We start from the raw sequence: 16,531 nt of genomic DNA on the forward strand, positions 1-16,531 counted from the left end.
GTCGAACGCATACTTACGAACGAGGAGACGGTCTGCAATGAGCAAAGAAGCGTATCGCATCGCGGTGATTCCGGGCGACGGCATCGGTGTGGAAGTGATGCCCGAGGGCCTGCGCGCGCTCGACGCCGCGGCCAGGCGCTTTGGTATCGCGCTGGAATACGACCATATCGACTGGGCGAGCTGCGATTACTATCTCGCGCACGGCCAGATGATGCCCGACGACTGGAAGAGCCGGCTTCAGCAATGCGACGCCATTCTTTTCGGCGCAGTGGGCTGGCCCGACAAGGTGCCCGACCACATTTCCCTGTGGGGCTCGCTGCTCAAGTTTCGCCGCGAGTTCGACCAGTACATCAATCTGCGCCCTGCGCGTCTTTTCGATGGCGTGCCTTCGCCGCTCGCGAATCGCAAGGCGGGCGATATCGACTTCATGATCGTGCGCGAGAACACGGAAGGCGAGTATTCGTCGGTCGGCGGCGTGTCCTTCGAAGGCACCGAGCGCGAGTTCGTGTCGCAGACATCCATCTTCACGCGCAAGGGCGCGGAGCGCGTGCTGAAGTTCGCATTCGATCTGGCGCAGCAGCGCGAGAAGAAGCTCACGGTGGCCACGAAGAGCAACGGCATCTCGATCAGCATGCCGTGGTGGGACGCGCGCGCCGCCGAAATGGCCGCGCAGTATCCGGACGTGACGTGGGACAAGCAGCACATCGATATCCTCAGTGCGCGCTTCGTGCTGAGCCCGGACCGCTTCGATGTCGTCGTCGCGACGAATCTGTTCGGCGACATTCTTTCCGATCTGGGACCGGCCTGCACGGGGACCATCGGCATCGCGCCATCGGCGAACATGAATCCCGAGCGCCGCTTTCCTTCGCTGTTCGAGCCGGTGCATGGGTCCGCGCCGGATATCGCGGGCAAGGGCATCGCCAATCCCATCGCGATGATCTGGTCCGCCGCGATGATGCTCGACTTCCTCGGCGAACGCGAGGCGCACGACGCGATACTCGATGCGATCACCGCCGTGCTGAAGGACGGCCCGCATACGGGCGACCTCGGCGGCAAGGCGGGCACGACGGAAGTCGGCGAAGCGGTGGCGGCGCGCATCGGCTGAGCGTCTGATCGAAAACACGAGGAGACGCGGCGGATGAACGAGAACGACAACGACAACGGCCACACCGCGCAAGGCGAAGTTCGATTGACGATCGATGGTGCGGCCGCGCATGTGGTCTTCGATCGCGCTGACGCGCACAACGCGCCCATCACGATGCGCGTCAGCAAGCAATCCATGTCGCCCATGCTCGCTGCGCTGCCGCTGCAAGGCGATGACCTCGTGCGTCAGCGCTACGGCAGCGAGGACTTTCACGAAGGCGTTGCAGCCTTTACCGACAAACGCCCGGCGGGGTGGATAGGCGTCTGAATCGCGCTCATGCGCGTCTGATGGCGGTTCGCTGACGGCCGCTCCGGTGTCCCCGGGCGGCGTGGCCGTCGCCGCTCCCTCATCGGCGTCCCAAGCCAAACGCGCGCGTTGCCCCTGTCGCGCATCCGTGATGCTGCTCGCTTCCCTCTCTTGCGCTCGCGCTTGCCGGCGACCCGGACCGACGCGTCCGTCCCCCGGCGACGCATGTGGCGGCAACGACATTCGCGGAATGGATCGGTCACTCCGTGGCCGGAGACGGCCGGCATGACAGGGAAGCGGTGTTCGTAAGTCCCGTGTTACGTACAGCGCAGCATGCCGGCGCGCCGCGCAAAATAGCTTCTACTGGACTGTTTTACTGGAGCGAATGCATGACCCATGTTAGCGGAAGACGCCCGAAGCTCGTGTTGTTCCCCACGCGTAGAGTCCCGCCTGCTCCCGGCGCGACCGAGGACGATTTCCATATCTACGCTTCTTACCGCGGCACGAGCGCGAGTGGCTATTACGGCACGCTGAAAGTCGTCCGCAAAACGGACGGACGGCTTCTTTTTCCATTCGATGGCGCCGATACCATCGGCCCCTATCCCACGAAGGCAGCCGCGATCGAAGCGGCGCAGCGGCGCGGCGATGAAGTCGTCAGCGCCGATCTCGTGCGGCCCGAACTCTGAGCGCCCGCAGTCGCATCGCGTGTCGATGCGACTGTTCTGGTTCTTCCTGACGTTCAAAGCCCATCGTTCGTCTATGCTGAATGTCAGTGTCCTTCCATCGTGAAGCCGTGGCCGTCTTCCGTGCTCCTCTAATGGTCTGCCCCGAAGCGCCGAGGGCCGGTATCGCATCGGCTATGTCTTGGCGAGGCGTCGTCATGTCCAGGACAAAGCAACTGCGTCGTCGCCAGGGAGGCGTTCGGGAGTAGACCTTGCTATTTCGAACGGTATGACGCATGCCACGAAGCGCTCACGCGAGAGCGGCACGTGGCGTCCGCATCGGTACACCGCATTCAATCAGCAATCCGCTTCGGGCGAGTCGGAAGAATCCTCCGTCAGCCAGTCGCTCCCTGGCGGCGAAGCGCGCATTTTTTGCGGACCGGAATCGACCGATACGATAAGGAGCACAGCAAATTGGGAATCGTCGTGTACGTCCTGGAGGATACCGAGGGCGTGTCAAGTCACGAACGCGCGCTGTTCGATATCGACGCCGCCGGCTATCTCGTGGAGATGAGCGCGGTCTTCGTCGAGCAATGCAGTTGCGCCACGCCGATGGGTTCGCGCCCCGCGTTTCAACGTGCGTTGCGGCGGCTGCAAGCAGGCGATACCTTCATCACGACGAAACTCTGGGGACTGGGCAATACCATCGGGGAAGTCATTTCCACGCTCGGCCACCTGGAGTCGCGGCAGGTTTCGGTGGTGTGTCTCGACTACGGCAACGAGGACATCGGCGCGGGCCACGGCGGCGCTTTCCTGCGAGCGTTGCAACTTGCGCAAGACCTGGAACGCTTCACGCGCCAGATTCGCGCGCGCGAAGCAGTGAGCGCCGCGCGGGAACGCGGCGTCGCTCAGGGACGGCCTAGCTCCTTGTCCAGGGCACAGCAGCTTGAAGCGCTGAAGGAGTTGAAGGCGGGCGCGTCGGTCGCGGAGGTTGCGCGGTCGCTCAATACGTCCCGGCAGACCATCATGCGTCTGCGCGACGCCCACCGCGATTCCACTCCCGACGACCTGTCCGCCGAACTCGACGAACTCGCCGTCGATTCGCCGCAGGGCATCACCAGCGAGCGTTGAAGCTCCGGCGCAGTTCGTCGATCGCGGCTTCGTCGAGCGGCGCGGGGCGCGGCGTCGTCATGAGCCAGAGGCGCGCCGTCTCCTCCAGTTCTTCGAGCGCATACGACGCGTGCGATACGCTGCGCTCCCACACCACCGGCCCGAGCCGCTCGAGCAGTACCGCGCGGACCTTCGCCGCAACTTGCGCGATTTCAGCGGCGACTTGAGGATCGCCCGGGCGGCGGTATCGCACGAGCGGAACATGGCCGACTTTCATTACGTAGTACGGCGTGATGGGCGGCAGCACGTCGTCGTCGCGCCAGGCACCGGCGAGCGTCAGCGCGACGAGCGATGTCGAATGCGTATGCACCACACCGCGCGTTTCGGCGTTGGCGTCGTAGATCCGGCGATGCAGCTCCAGTGTCTTCGATGGCCGCCCGCCCGACAGATGCTGGCCGTGCGCGTCGACCTTCGCGATGTCGGCGGGATCGAGCCTGCCGAGGCACGCGTCCGTGGGCGTGATGAGCCAGCCGTCGTCGCATCGTGCGCTGATGTTGCCGGCCGTGCCGACCGTATAGCCGCGCGCATAAAGGCTTGCGCCGACCGTGCAGATTTCCTCGCGGAGTCTGGCGTCGCTATTCATCACGCGCGCTCCCCGACGGTGAAGCGCAGCGCCTTCGCGAAGAAATCCTGCGCGCCGAAATTGCCCGACTTGAGCGCCAGCGCAAGCGGCGTATCGCCGACCGTCACGGTGACGGGTACGCCCGGATCGATCGGCGGCCCGATGTGCAGCATGTCGACGCCGAGCGCCTGCACCACCGCGCCCGATGTCTCGCCGCCCGCCACCACGAAGCGCCGCACGCCGCGCGCCTTCGCCTCGCGCGCGATGGCCGCGAGCGCGTCTTCGACCAGCTTGCCCGCCGCCGCGACGCCTATCTCCTGTTGCACCGCCTTCACTTCGTCAGGCGTGGCCGTCGCATAGACCAGCACCGGTTCAGGCGCGTTTTCGTCGATGAAGGCGAGCGCCGCATCGACGACGTTTTCGCCGCGCGACAGCGAACGCGGATCGACGCGAAAGGCGGGCCGCGACGCGACCCATTCGGCCACTTGCGCGTTCGTCGCTTTGGACGCGCTGCCCGCCAGCACGAGCGCGGCGCCGTCGACCAGCGGCAGATCGGCGGCTGTCTCGTTGGACTCGATGAGCCCCGCGCGCCGGAAGTTCTCCGGCAAGCCGATGGCAACGCCCGAGCCGCCCGTGACGAGCGGCAGGTCCGCGCATGCCGCGCCGAGGATGCGCAAATCGGCGTCGGTGAGCGCGTCGGCGATGGCGAGGCGCACGCCGTCCGCACGCAGCCGCGCGAGCGCATCGCGCACGGCGGCCTCGCCCGCGGCGACGGTTTCGCTCCCGATCAGCCCGACCTTCGACTTCGACTGCCGCTGCAGCACGCGCACGAGGTTGGGATCGCGCATCGGCGTCAGCGGATGATTCTCCATGCCCGATTCGCTCAGCAGCGCGTCGCCCACGAACAGATGCCCGCGATACACCGTGCGCTTGTTCTCCGGAAAAGCGGGGCAGGCGATGGCGAAATCGTCGCGATCGTTCCCGGCGAGCGCATCGAGCAGCGCTTCCGCGACCGGGCCGATGTTGCCCGCATCGGTGGAATCGAAGGTCGAGCAGTACTTGAAGAAGAACTGGCGGCAACCCTGCTCCCGCAACCACTCGAGCGCGGCCAGGGATTGCGCGACGGCGTCGGCCGGGTCGATGGTGCGCGACTTCAGCGCGACGACGAGCGCGTCTGCGTCGATCGGCTGCGTGGACGCCGGCACGCCGATGGTCTGGATGGTACGCATGCCGCCGCGCACGAGCATGCTCGCGAGGTCGGTGGCGCCGGTGAAGTCGTCGGCGATGCATCCCAGGACGGGACGCCGGGTAGATGTCTGCATGTGGGCCTCCATGAGTCGATTGTACGGGCGTTTGCCGGGGCTGTATGTCTCGCACGGCCTGTTGCCGCCGCATCCGGCGCCGACGCTCGCCGTCACCGCGTATCACGCGAACACCGGCCTGACGCTGCTCTACGGCCTATTGATCGCGATTCCGAGCGCCGTGATCCGCGGCCCGCTCTTCACGGCGTTCGCTCGACGCAGCTTCGGTCCCGCGCCCGATCTCGCGGCCGGTCCGGGCGGCACGCGCAGCGATGCGGCGAGCAAGGCGAACGTTTCGCTCGCGCTGTCGGTGCTGTGCCTGCTGATTCCGCCGGGGCTGATGCTCGCGGGGACCATCGGCATGGATCACAGCGTGAAGGGCCCGGCGTCCTATGTGTTCTTTCAGTCGCTCAACGCTCGGCACGAAGGGTGGCTTCACGCTCGCGGACATGCAGAAGATGATCGGCCGGGGCATCGCGCCGCTTTCCGCCATCCTGCTGATTCTCGGCGCGGGCGGCGGCTTCAAGGAGATGCTGACATCGATTCATCCCGGCACGATCATCGTCGCGCATACGTCGCACTGGTCGGTGAGCCCGCTCGTGCTGGCCTGGGTGATCGCGGCGCTGCTGCGCGTCAGCGTCGGATCGGCGACGGTGGCGACGGTGGCCGCGAGCGGGATCGTCGCGCCGCTGCTGCTGTCGCATCCGGAAGTGCCGGTGATGACCTGATCGAATCGCTCGAGACTCGCGACCTTCCATGATGCGCTCGCGCCCGCCGCCGCCACAGGCATCCGGCAATCGGGCATCGATCTGGTGCTGGCCGAAGTCCGCTAGGCTTCGGCCATACCGGCGACGCGCCTACTTCATCGCAGGCGTCGCTTCTTCCGGCTCGTTGCTCGTATAGACCTGCGCATCGCGGCGCTCGCCCGGCGCGGGCTTTCCTTCGAGCGGCGGCAGCTTCTTCGCCTCTTCCAGATCGATGCCCGCGCCTTGCGCGACGCGCGTGCCGTAGTCGGGATCGCAATGCCAGAAATGCCACACCATGCGCAGCGCAATGGGCTTCGGGCACGCCTTCATGTCGGCGACGAGATTGGCGATCAGATCGTCGCGCTCCCAGTCCTCGAACGTGCGATAGCGCTCGCCGGCCTGCTTGTAGTCGTCCTGCGTGCGCGTGGCCTGATAGCGCCCGAGATGCCCTTCGACCCATTGGTGATAGTCGTGCTGCTTCTTCGGCGCTTCCTTCAGGCCGCCCATCATGCTCGGCTCGTAGTTCACGTGCGGATTCTCTCCGGCGTTATCGACGTAATAGGCCATCTGCCCGTCGCGCTGATTGGTTTGCGCGCCGTTCTTCGGCGCGTTGACCGGCAATTGCAGATAGTTCGGCCCCACGCGATACCGCTGCGTATCGGAGTACGAGAGCGTGCGGCCCTGCAGCATCTTGTCGTCCGAGAAGTCGATGCCGTCCACCAGCACGCCCGTGCCGAACGCCGACTGCTCGGTCTCGGCGAACACGTTCTTCGGATTTTGATCCAGCACGAGCCGGCCGACCGGCAGCAGCGGGAACTTGTCTTCCGGCCAGCGCTTCGTATCGTCGAGCGGATCGAAGTCCAGTTCCGGGTGATCGTCGTCGGACATGATCTGCACGCACATTTCCCATTCGGGATGATCGCCGCGTTCGATGGCATCGTAGAGATCGCGGGTTGCGTGTCCGACATCGCGCCCCTGAATCTCCGCAGCCTGCTCTGAGGTCAGATTCTTCACGCCCTGCTTCGGCTCGAACGAGAACTTGACGAGCACCGCTTCGCCCTCATCGTTGACGAGCTTGTACGTGTTGACGCTCGACCCTTGCATGTGACGATAATCCGCCGGAATGCCCCACGGACTCTTCACCCATGTGACCATGTGCAGCGACTCGGGATGATGCGCGATGAAGTCATAGAAGCGCCACGGCTCCTGCCGGTTGGATAGCGGATCGGGCTTGAACGCGTGGATCATGTCGGGGAACTTGATCGCATCGCGGATGAAGAAGATCTTCAGGTTGTTGCCGACGAGATCCCAGTTGCCATCTTCCGTATAGAACTTGATGGCGAAGCCGCGCGGATCGCGCGCCGTCTCGGGAGACTCCTTCGCGCCGATCACGGTGGAAAAGCGCAGGAATACGGGTGTTCTCACGCCGGCTTTCGTCAGCACCTTGGCGCGCGTGTACTTTTCGGCCGGTTCGTCGCCGATTTTGCCGTAGGGCTCGAAGTATCCGTGCGCCGCCGTGCCGCGCGCGTGCACCACGCGCTCCGGAATGCGCTCACGATCGAAGTGCGTGATCTTTTCGATGAACGGATAGTTCTCCAGCGTCGCCGGACCACGTTCGCCGACGGTTCGCATGCTCTGATTGTCCTGAACAGGATGTCCCTGCCGCGTGGTCAGGACTTTCTCGTCGCTCATATCTCGCTCCTTGCTCCTGGCTGGACTAGCAGCCTCACAGTTGACCGTTTGCTCCGGCGCGCTGTGCGCGTGCCGGCCCGTTGCCGGGGGAAGCAAACACCATACCGATGCACGTGATGTCGTGGACGCGGTCAGGCACGATAAGGCGTCCGCGTTTCATCCACGTGTCTCCTGCGCGCATTACTCCGCGAGCTTGTCCTGCGTGCGCGTCTCGAAGTCCGATGCATCGTGACGCTCGTGCAGCTGGGTCAACGGCTCGCCGAAGGTGCGGTTCACCATGCGGCCGCGCTGCACGGCGGCGCGTGCGCCGATGGTGTCCGCCCAGCGGCGCACATGCGTGTATTCGTGTACGGACAGGAACTCCGCTGCATCGTAGAGCCAGCCGCTGACGAGGCCGCCGTACCACGGCCAGATGGCGATATCGGCGATGGTGTACGCATTGCCTGCGACATACGCGCTGTCTGCGAGACGCTTGTCGAGCACGTCGAGCTGGCGTTTCACTTCCATGGCGAAGCGGTCGATCGGGTACTCCATCCTGGTCGGCGCGTAGGCGTAGAAATGGCCGAAGCCGCCGCCGAGATACGGCGCGCTGCCCATCTGCCAGAAAAGCCAGGAGAGGCATTCGGCGCGCTGGGCCGGATCTGTCGGCAGAAACGCGCCGAACTTCTCCGCGAGGTAAAGCAGGATGGCGCCCGATTCGAACACGCGCACGGGAGCCGCGCCGCTGCGATCGAGCAATGCGGGAATCTTCGAATTGGGGTTCACGTCCACGAAGCCGCTGCCGAACTGGTCACCTTCACCGATGCGGATGAGCCATGCATCGTATTCGGCCCCTTCGTGGCCGAGTGCGAGCAGTTCTTCGAGCATCACCGTGACTTTCACGCCGTTGGGCGTCGCGAGCGAATAAAGCTGCAACGGATGCCGTCCGACCGGCAGGGGCTTGTCGTGCGTGGGACCGGAGATCGGGCGATTGATATTGGCGAAACGCCCGCCGCTTTCCTTGTTCCAGGTCCAGACGGCCGGTGGGGTGTAGTCGGACGGCTCGCTCATGCTTCAGGCTCCTTCGCGGGGGATGGGTTCCGCTGAGGTTAGCAGGTCCGTGCGGATCGTGCTTTTTTGTCGCCGGCGTGGCGAGGCTCGTTCGCCGGTGCGTCCGTCGGGGTGCGAAGGGCGGTGGCGGTGAGTTCCCACGGGCTCGAGAGAAGATTGCTTGTGATCAAGAAAATTAGGAACTGTCTGGCTGTGGCAGCAAATTAGGATACCGATAATTTCGGGCTCGCTGGAACGCCCGAAAGATTCGAAGAATGAACAAAGGTTTGCACAAGGTTGTTTTCTGTCGCATGCGCCGCATGCTGGTTGCCGTCGCCGACTTCGCCACCTCGCATACGAGCGAGCCGGTCAGCGGCGGGAGCACGGGTCGCGCGATGCGCGGTCTTTTGAGCGCTGTGCCTGACTTGCGCGCCACCGCATTCGCCGCGATGCTGCTGCTCGGCACGGTCTCGACGATCGCCGATGCGCAGATCGTCGCTGCGCCGGGGTCGGGTGCGCAGGTCATTCAGACACAGAATGGGCTGGATCAGGTGAATATCGCGCGTCCGTCCGGGGCTGGCGTTTCACTCAACAATTTTTCGCAGTTCGACGTGCCGGGCAAGGGCGCGATTCTGAACAACTCGCCGACCATCGTTCAGACCCAGCAAGCGGGTTACATCAACGGCAACCCGAATCTTTCGCCGGGGCAGTCCGCTGGCATCATCGTCAATCAGGTGATGAGCAACTCGCCGTCGCAATTGCGCGGCTATCTTGAGGTCGCTGGATCGCGAGCCGAAGTGGTCATCGCGAATCCGAACGGGATCGTGGTCGATGGCGGCGGCTTCATCAATACGTCGCGCGCCATCTTGACGACCGGCACGCCGAACTTTGGCGCGACCGGAAATCTCGCGGGCTTCAGCGTATCAGGCGGCAATATCACCGTGCAAGGCGCGGGACTGAATGCGACGAATGTCGACCAGGTCGATCTGCTGGCCCGCGCGATTCAGGTCAACGCCGCCATCTATGCGAATAGCCTGAACGTCATCGCAGGCGCGAATCAGATCGATCACAACACGCTGTCGGCGACGGCGATCGCCGGCAATGGCGCCGCGCCAGCGATGGCGATCGATGTGAGCGCGCTGGGCGGGATGTACGCGAATCGGATTTTTCTGACGTCCAACGAGTATGGCGTCGGGGTGTCCAATAAGGGCGTGCTCGCGGCGCAGGCCGGCGACCTGACGCTCAAGTCGAACGGGCAACTGGTGCTGGCCGGACAGACGAACGCGAGCGGCAGCATCAGCGCGACGGCACGCGATGGCATCGACAACAGCGGCATGACCTATGCCCGGCGCGATGTGATCGCATCGACGTCGGGGACGCTGACGAATACGGGCGTGCTGGCGGCGCAACAGAACACGACGCTGAACGCGGGCGCGATCGCCTCGACGGGCACGCTCGGCGCGGGCGTGAACGCCGATGGCACCATCGCCAATTCGGGCGATCTGACGGTGCTCGCGAGCGGCGCAGTAACCGCGACGGGACGCAACGAAGGCGGCGGCAATACCGTCATCCAGGGCACGGCGGTCAATCTCGCAGGCAGCAACACCTCGGCCAATGGCGCGCTCACGCTCGCGGCCAACAACGGGGATCTGAACCTCGCGGGCGCGGCGACGACCGCTGGCGGCGCGCTCAACGCGAGCGCCACCGGTAAGCTCGTCAACGAAGGCGGCAAGCTGTCGAGCGGCGACGCCATGCAACTGGCTGCGGGCAGCATCAGTAACGCAGGCGGTCAGGTCGTCACGCAATCGACGCTCGACGTCAATTCGACGGCTGCGCTCGACAATCGCCAGGGCGTGATGCAGGCAGCAGGCCGCGAGACGATCCGCGCGGGTTCCGTCGATAACACGGCAGGTCGCATCACTTCGCTGAACGCAGAGGGCTTGAGCATCACCGCGAATGGCGCACTCGTGAACGGCGCGGGCGGCAGCATCGGCACCAATGGGGCGCTCGGCGTAGCGGCGGGCACGCTGTCGAATCAAGGACAGATGAACGCGGCGGGCAACGCCACGCTCAACGCACAAAGCATCGACAATCACGCGGGCAGCGTTGTCGCCGGTGGCGCACTGAGCGCGACCACACCGGGCGCGCTCAATAACGCAGGCGGCACGCTGTCGGGCTCGGCGACGACCGTTTCCGCTGCATCGATCGACAACACCAGCGGCGACATCAACGGCGATGCGCTCGCCGTGTCCACGCCCGGCGCGCTCGTGAACCGCGGCGGCAAGCTCACGCAGTACGGCGCGAGCGATCAAACCATCAGCGCAGGCGGCGCGCTGGACAACACCGGCGGCACGATCGCATCGAATGCGAACAATCTGAGCGTCAGGGCGCCAGGCATCGCCAATGACAACGGCACGATTCAGCACGCTGGCGCAGGTGCGCTGACGGTGAAACCGAACGGTACGCTGTCGAACGCATCGGGCAGCATCGTGAGCAACGGCGCGCTCGCGCTTCAGGCCGCGCTTGCGCTGAACAACACGCAAGGCGCGATTCAGGCGGCCCGCCGCGTGGATATCAATGCTGCATTGCTCGACAACACGGCGGGACGCATCGTCTCGCTCAACAGCGATGGGTTGAAGGTCACAACCACCGGCGCACTCGTGAACGGCACGGGCGGTGTGATCGGCACGAACGGCGCGCTGGATGTCCGCGCCGCGTCGCTCTCGAATCAGGGGCAGCTCAATGCGGCGACCGATGCCACGCTCAACGCGCAGAGCATCGACAACCACGCGGGCAGGGGCAGACTGTCATCGGCTCGGGCGTGACGGGCGGCAGCGCCGATGGCACGCAGGCGGGCATGATCGCAGGTCAGGGCGGCAGCACGCAAGGCGTCAAAGGCAGTCAGACGCAAGCGGTGAGCGGCCAGTCGAGCGCGCCGCAGACGCTGGGCGGCGCCACTGGCGGCATTCCGAACCTGAAGCTGCCGGTCAATGGCCTCTACACGTACAACACCGCGCCGGGCGCGACCTATCTGATCGCCACCGATCCGCGCCTGACGCAATACGGGCAGTTCATCAGCAGCGACTACATGCTCAGGGCGCTGAACCTCGATCCGGCCAAGACGATCAAGCGGCTGGGCGATGGCGCGTATGAAGAGCAACTCGTGCGCAACCAGATCACGCAACTGACGGGCCGCACGTTCCTGGACGGTTTCCACGACAACCTGAGCGAATACACCGCGCTGATGAACAACGGCGTGACGTATGCGAGGGAGTTCGGCCTTACGCCGGGCATTGCGCTGAGCGCCGAGCAGATGGCGCGGCTCACGAGCGATATGGTGTGGCTCGTCGAGCAGGATGTGACCTTGCCGGATGGCTCGCACCAGACGGTGCTGGTGCCGACCGTGTATCTCGCCCAGGCCAACGCGGTCGATCTGAAGCACAGCGGCGCGCTCGTCGCGGGCAACAGCGTGACGCTCAACGCGAGCGGCGACGTGAACAACAGCGGTCACGTCACGAGCAATCTGGCGACGACGATCATCGGCAACAATGTGGTCAACAGCGGCATCATCGGCAGCGGCGGGACCACGGCGGTCGTCGCGGTGCAGGATGTGCGCAACACGAGCGGGCGCATCGGCGGCAACGATGTGGTCGTGCAGGCCGGACGCGATGTCATCAACGAGACGCAGACGTATGGCGTATCGAAGTCGTTCACGGATAGATCGTTCTCCGGGACGACGACGAACACGAGCGCCGATGCAATCGGCACGATCTCGGCGACGAACAGCGCGACGGTCATCGCGGGCCGCGACGTCAATCTCAACGGCGCGCTGATCCAGAGCGGCGGCGACGCGACCGTCATGGCAGGACGGGATCTCAACGTCGGCACGACGACGCTGACCTCGACCAAGGATTCATCCGGACACGGCGGACAGGACTTCCGTCACGACACGGTGACGCAGGAACTCGGGAGCGGCATCGTCGCGGGCGGCAACGTGACGACGGTTTCCGGTCGCGACGCGACGCTGAGGGGATCGACGGTTGCAGCCGGCGGCGACGCCGCCATGATCGCCGGTCGCGATGTGACGGTGACGGCGTCGAAGGACACGCGCACGTACAGCGAGCAGTCGCTGAGCAACAGTCAGAGCCAGCACGCGAATTCGAGCTACGACGAGCGCGTGAACAGTTCGAGCGTGAGCGCGGGCGGCAACGTGGTGCTTGCGGCGGGGCAGGCGGGCGGCGGTGATCTCGCGGTGATGGGCTCGAGCGTCACGGCCGACAAAGGCGGCGTGGCGCTGGTTTCGACGGGCGATGTCGCTATCGGCAGCGTAAGCGAAACGCACGACTCGCAGGGCTGGTCTCGCAGCATGATAGCGGCAACGAGACTGCGACGACGAAGAGTGCGGTCGGTGCGGGCACGATCAATATCACGGACAAGGATCATCAGACGCAGGACGTCGCGAGCCTGAATCGTGATACGACGGACTTAAATGGCACGGTCAGCAAGTTGCCGGATTTGAACAATCTGCTTCAGCAGCAAGCGAGCACGCAACAGGCAGCGGCGATCGTGGCGCAGACGGTGGCGACGCAGATCGGAAACTATGCGCAGCGGCAGAAGGAGGCGGCCGAGGCGGCGGGCGATCAGGCGACGGCGGACAAGTGGAAGGAAGGTGGTGAGTATCGTATTGCGATGCATATCGCGGGCGGGGCGGCGGTGGCGGGACTGGGAGGCGGGAGCGTTGCGGGCGGTGCGGCTGGAGCAGGGGTATCGGCAGCGCTGGCGGGCAATCTGAACGACCTCAGTAACGCCATTACCAGAGCAAGTCCGACGGGTAACGCGGACGCGGACCGCGCGCTGGGAAATATCATCGCGAACGCGCTGGCGGCCGGAGCGGGTGCGGTCGTCGGCGGCAGCAGCGGCGCATCGATCGGCTCGGCCGTGGATATGTACAACGCTGAAGCGCACTGTTCGAATCAGAAGTGTGAGGGGAGCACACCGGGATCCATATCAGCGGGAATACGAAACGGGATTGTCTCGATCGCCGAGATGGCCGTGAATCTGCCCAATGGTGGGCCGTTCGCTTCGCCTAGCGATCCTGGGTATATCTCGCTCGACGGCTTGCGTGTACCGTACTCGCCAGGCGACGCAGTAGGGCCGGATGTGGAGTTCTGGACGGCTGTGCTGGCGACCAGAGGTTCAAAGGGAACTGCAGCCGAAGCGAGAGCGCTGACGGAAGCGGAAGCGTTCGAACGGTCCCTTGTCAATTTGCCGCCCGGAGAGAGAGTTGCGCAGGTCAAACAAACGGCCCAGACGGTCGCGGCGGACAACGGCTGGGCGAAGGACTCGCAACTCAGCCGACTCAATGGACGCGATGTATACCGTGCAGACGACGGTACCCTTTATGCTGTCGATTCACAACATGGACGCTTCGAACAGGTCAATGGAAAAACCGGTGCACACATGGGTGAAGTGAGTATGCTGGATCTGAAGACGACGAAACCTGCTGACACGTCTGGACAACACGACCTTCGACTGAAATGACGAATTGGAAAAGACTAATTGAGAGCCCAAATTCAGAACTCGAGCGAGGCACATTGCTTCGCTTCGTGGCTGGGCAGCCATTCGAGAGCCATGTCGTAATGATGGTTTGCGAAGCGCCGGATAAATCTGATAGGCTCGGACTGATAGCTATCAGTGGCTACAAGGCAGGAATCAATTGCTATGTGGTATTCCCACAAGACACTGCCTCATATCGCTTGTCAACTCGCTGGCTCATCGAGAATTGGCAGCATTGGGTTTGGCCAAACGGCGATGTTAGTCAAGTGGAAGTCCACGAACCGCTAGATGCGTTGGAGATCGACTGAGAGGGAATTAGACGGTCGCCCTAGATCTCGTGTTTCGTCGTGCACGCAGCCAAGGCGGTGACCGTCCTTCTTCCGCTAGCACAGATACGGCCATGAGGTTTGAACGCGGTTGTTGAGGCCCTCTGCTGCGAAGCTGTGGGCGCGGCACAGACAGTGGTGCCGGATGCAGGTTGCCGTACCGTTGTAGTCGAACCTTGCCAAGCGGTAACCGCCGGCACCACGTGGAGAGGCGCAAAGGCGCAAGGTGAGTCGACTTTCGTCGATTAGTTCTTCGAGTAGAGTAATGGCAATTAGTTTGAGGCTGGCGGCGTTGCCGCTTACAGCCCTGGTATCGCTCGCCGTTCAGGCGCAACAAGCGCCTGCGCGCGCCGATGAGGCAGCTGCGGCACGTGCGAACGCTGAGCAGAGTCAGCAGATTCAACAACAGCGCGAAGCGCAGCAGCGAGAAGCAGCGGTACAGGCACCCACGGTGCGTTCGACGCTTCCGACTGTGGGGGCCTACCCCGAACTACCCATCGAGTCGCCATGCTTTCGCATCGACACGTTCGCGCTCGATGTGCCTGCGACATTGCCCGATGCGGTGCGTATCAAAGGCGCATCGGCGCTGCCGCTGGACCCGTTCGCGTTTGCGCGTGAATGGCTCGACCATTACACAGGCCAATGCGTCGGCAAAGACGGCGTCAATCTGATCACGAAAGGCTTGCAGCAAGCGATTCTCGGTCGCGGTCTCGTGACAACGCGCGTGCTGTTGCCCGAGCAAGACTTATCGACGGGTACGCTCAAGGTTGCACTCGTGCCGGGGCTCATCCGGGAGGTGCGCTTCGCCGACCCAATCTCGTGGGGCACGTGGAAAACCGCCTTCCCCGCAAGACCCGGTGACGTGCTGAACCTGCGCGATCTCGAACAGGGCCTCGAGCAGATGAAGCGCGTCGCCAGCCAGGACGTCTCGATGAAGATCGAGCCGACCAGCGTCCCGGGCGAAAGCGATGTCGTTCTCACGCTCAAGCGATCGAAGCCATGGACGTTCGTCGCATCGGTCGATAACTCAGGCAGCCGCGCGACTGGCAAGCTGCAAGGCAATGTGAGCCTCGGCATCGACAATCTGCTCGGCCTGAACGACATCCTGACCCTCGGCGCGAGTCAGGATCTGTATTTCAAAGACAAAGCGCTCGGCTCCCACGGCTTCAACGGCTCGTACTCGATGCCGTGGGGTTACTGGACGGCGACGCTGTTCGGCAACACGAACACGTACTACCAGCAGATTGCGGGCGTGAATCAGACCTTCGTATCGAGCGGCAATTCGCAGTCGGCCGGGGTGAAGCTGGCTCGCGTGCTGCGTCGCGATCAGAACGACGTGTTCGGCGGTTACGTGCAGTTGTCCAAACGCTTCGGCGCGAGTTTCATCGACGACACGGAAATCGAAATCCAGCGCCGCAACAACACGTTCTTCGAAGCGGGCCTGACCGATCGTCACTACTTCGGCGGCGCACAGTTCGATGGCACGCTTGCGTATCGACAGGGCATCGGCGCATTCGGCGGGAAGGCCGATCCATCGCTGGCGTACGATCCGAACATCGCGCCGACGCCAGCAACGAAACCCGACGGCCCGACCTATCGGTTCCACATGGCCGTGCTGGATGCCAACCTGTCGGTGCCCTTCGCGATCGCATCGCAGGCGCTCAGATACGTGACGACCTTCCACGGTCAATACACGAACGACACGCTGTTCTACGTCGACGATCTCACCATCGGCAGCCGCTACACAGTACGCGGCTTCGACGGCGAACAGATGCTGGCAGGCGAGAAGGGTTTCTATTGGCGCAACGAGTTGCAAGCGCCGATCGGCAAGACTGGCCAGTCGCTTTACGCCGGTATCGACTATGGCCGCGTGTTCGGACCGAACACGGCGTTTCTGGCGGGCACGCAACTGGTCGGCGCAGTCATCGGCGTACGCGGCGGCGTCCCGGGTAAGTACGCGGGGCTCAGCTACGACCTATTCGCCGGCACGCCGATCCACAAGCCGTCGGCATTCACGACATCGCGCGTATCGGTCGGCTTCCACGTCACAGCCCAACTCTAGGAACAAGCCTCAAAAGAAATCGCGATTCATTCGCT

General features: G+C 64.0%; 14 protein-coding genes and 1 pseudogene. 11 read left to right on the forward strand and 4 right to left on the reverse strand.

Features of this window, described 5'->3' with window-relative positions; genetic code table 11:
* Positions 1 to 37: 37 nt before the first annotated feature.
* From P9255_RS00310 to P9255_RS00325, 4 genes are all read left to right on the forward strand, one after another.
* Positions 38 to 1,105, forward strand: a complete 1,068-nt coding sequence (locus P9255_RS00310; protein WP_309768863.1) for a tartrate dehydrogenase — start codon at positions 38 to 40, stop codon at positions 1,103 to 1,105.
* A 33-nt stretch (positions 1,106 to 1,138) separates the two neighbouring features.
* Positions 1,139 to 1,411 (forward strand): hypothetical protein, encoded by a 273-nt coding sequence (locus tag P9255_RS00315; protein WP_309768864.1) that lies wholly within the window; start codon positions 1,139 to 1,141, stop codon positions 1,409 to 1,411.
* 368 nt (positions 1,412 to 1,779) lie between these two features.
* The gene (locus tag P9255_RS00320; RefSeq protein WP_309768865.1) at positions 1,780 to 2,076 is read left to right on the forward strand and encodes a DUF6723 family protein; all 297 of its coding nucleotides are present in this window, start codon (positions 1,780 to 1,782) and stop codon (positions 2,074 to 2,076) included.
* Positions 2,077 to 2,565: 489 nt separating this feature from the next.
* Positions 2,566 to 3,183 carry a recombinase family protein gene (locus P9255_RS00325; RefSeq protein WP_309768866.1) on the forward strand — a complete coding sequence of 206 codons (618 nt, stop codon included), beginning with the start codon at positions 2,566 to 2,568 and terminating at the stop codon, positions 3,181 to 3,183.
* Here P9255_RS00325 and P9255_RS00330 read toward each other — a convergent pair.
* Together P9255_RS00330 and otnK are read right to left on the reverse strand one after the other, a co-directional pair.
* Positions 3,167 to 3,805: an aldolase gene (locus P9255_RS00330; RefSeq protein WP_309768867.1), complete on the reverse strand. Its 639-nt coding sequence runs from the start codon at positions 3,803 to 3,805 to the stop codon at positions 3,167 to 3,169. The genes P9255_RS00325 and P9255_RS00330 overlap by 17 nt on opposite strands.
* A complete protein-coding gene (gene otnK, locus P9255_RS00335) occupies positions 3,805 to 5,106 on the reverse strand; it encodes a 3-oxo-tetronate kinase (protein ID WP_309768868.1) in 1,302 nt (433 codons plus the stop codon). The genes P9255_RS00330 and otnK overlap by 1 nt, the downstream gene beginning before the upstream one ends.
* Before the next feature lie 10 nt (positions 5,107 to 5,116).
* Here otnK and P9255_RS27230 point away from each other — a divergent pair.
* Positions 5,117 to 5,407, forward strand: a pseudogene (locus P9255_RS27230) (permease DsdX); the annotation flags it as partial.
* A gap of 70 nt (positions 5,408 to 5,477) precedes the next feature.
* Positions 5,478 to 5,813 carry a hypothetical protein gene (locus tag P9255_RS00345; protein WP_309768870.1) on the forward strand — a complete coding sequence of 112 codons (336 nt, stop codon included), beginning with the start codon at positions 5,478 to 5,480 and terminating at the stop codon, positions 5,811 to 5,813.
* 129 nt (positions 5,814 to 5,942) lie between these two features.
* On the opposite strand, the gene P9255_RS00350 is transcribed toward P9255_RS00345, so the two are convergent.
* Together P9255_RS00350 and yghU are read right to left on the reverse strand one after the other, a co-directional pair.
* The gene (locus P9255_RS00350; RefSeq protein ID WP_309768871.1) at positions 5,943 to 7,523 is read right to left on the reverse strand and encodes a catalase; all 1,581 of its coding nucleotides are present in this window, start codon (positions 7,521 to 7,523) and stop codon (positions 5,943 to 5,945) included.
* A 180-nt stretch (positions 7,524 to 7,703) separates the two neighbouring features.
* Complete coding sequence (gene yghU / locus P9255_RS00355; RefSeq protein ID WP_309789013.1) at positions 7,704 to 8,573, reverse strand: glutathione-dependent disulfide-bond oxidoreductase; 870 nt, start codon at positions 8,571 to 8,573, stop codon at positions 7,704 to 7,706.
* 254 nt (positions 8,574 to 8,827) lie between these two features.
* On the opposite strand from yghU, the gene P9255_RS00360 reads away from it, so the two are divergent.
* The 5 genes from P9255_RS00360 (at position 8,828) to P9255_RS00375 (ending at position 16,496) form a co-directional block, all read left to right on the forward strand.
* Positions 8,828 to 11,377 (forward strand): filamentous hemagglutinin N-terminal domain-containing protein, encoded by a 2,550-nt coding sequence (locus tag P9255_RS00360; RefSeq protein ID WP_309789014.1) that lies wholly within the window; start codon positions 8,828 to 8,830, stop codon positions 11,375 to 11,377.
* Positions 11,374 to 13,020, forward strand: a complete 1,647-nt coding sequence (locus P9255_RS00365) for a hemagglutinin repeat-containing protein (RefSeq protein WP_309789015.1) — start codon at positions 11,374 to 11,376, stop codon at positions 13,018 to 13,020. Before P9255_RS00360 ends, P9255_RS00365 begins: the two co-directional genes overlap by 4 nt.
* Positions 13,021 to 13,067: 47 nt before the next feature.
* A complete protein-coding gene (locus tag P9255_RS00370) occupies positions 13,068 to 14,093 on the forward strand; it encodes a hypothetical protein (RefSeq protein ID WP_309768876.1) in 1,026 nt (341 codons plus the stop codon).
* On the forward strand, positions 14,090 to 14,416 hold the full coding sequence (imm45, locus tag P9255_RS27235; protein WP_404980222.1) for an Imm45 family immunity protein: 327 nt from the start codon (positions 14,090 to 14,092) through the stop codon (positions 14,414 to 14,416). The genes P9255_RS00370 and imm45 overlap by 4 nt, the downstream gene beginning before the upstream one ends.
* Positions 14,417 to 14,699: 283 nt before the next feature.
* Positions 14,700 to 16,496: a ShlB/FhaC/HecB family hemolysin secretion/activation protein gene (locus P9255_RS00375; RefSeq protein WP_309768877.1), complete on the forward strand. Its 1,797-nt coding sequence runs from the start codon at positions 14,700 to 14,702 to the stop codon at positions 16,494 to 16,496.
* Positions 16,497 to 16,531: the final 35 nt, after the last annotated feature.

The organism is Caballeronia sp. LZ019 (genome assembly GCF_031450825.1).
Classification (GTDB): Bacteria; Pseudomonadota; Gammaproteobacteria; order Burkholderiales; family Burkholderiaceae; genus Caballeronia.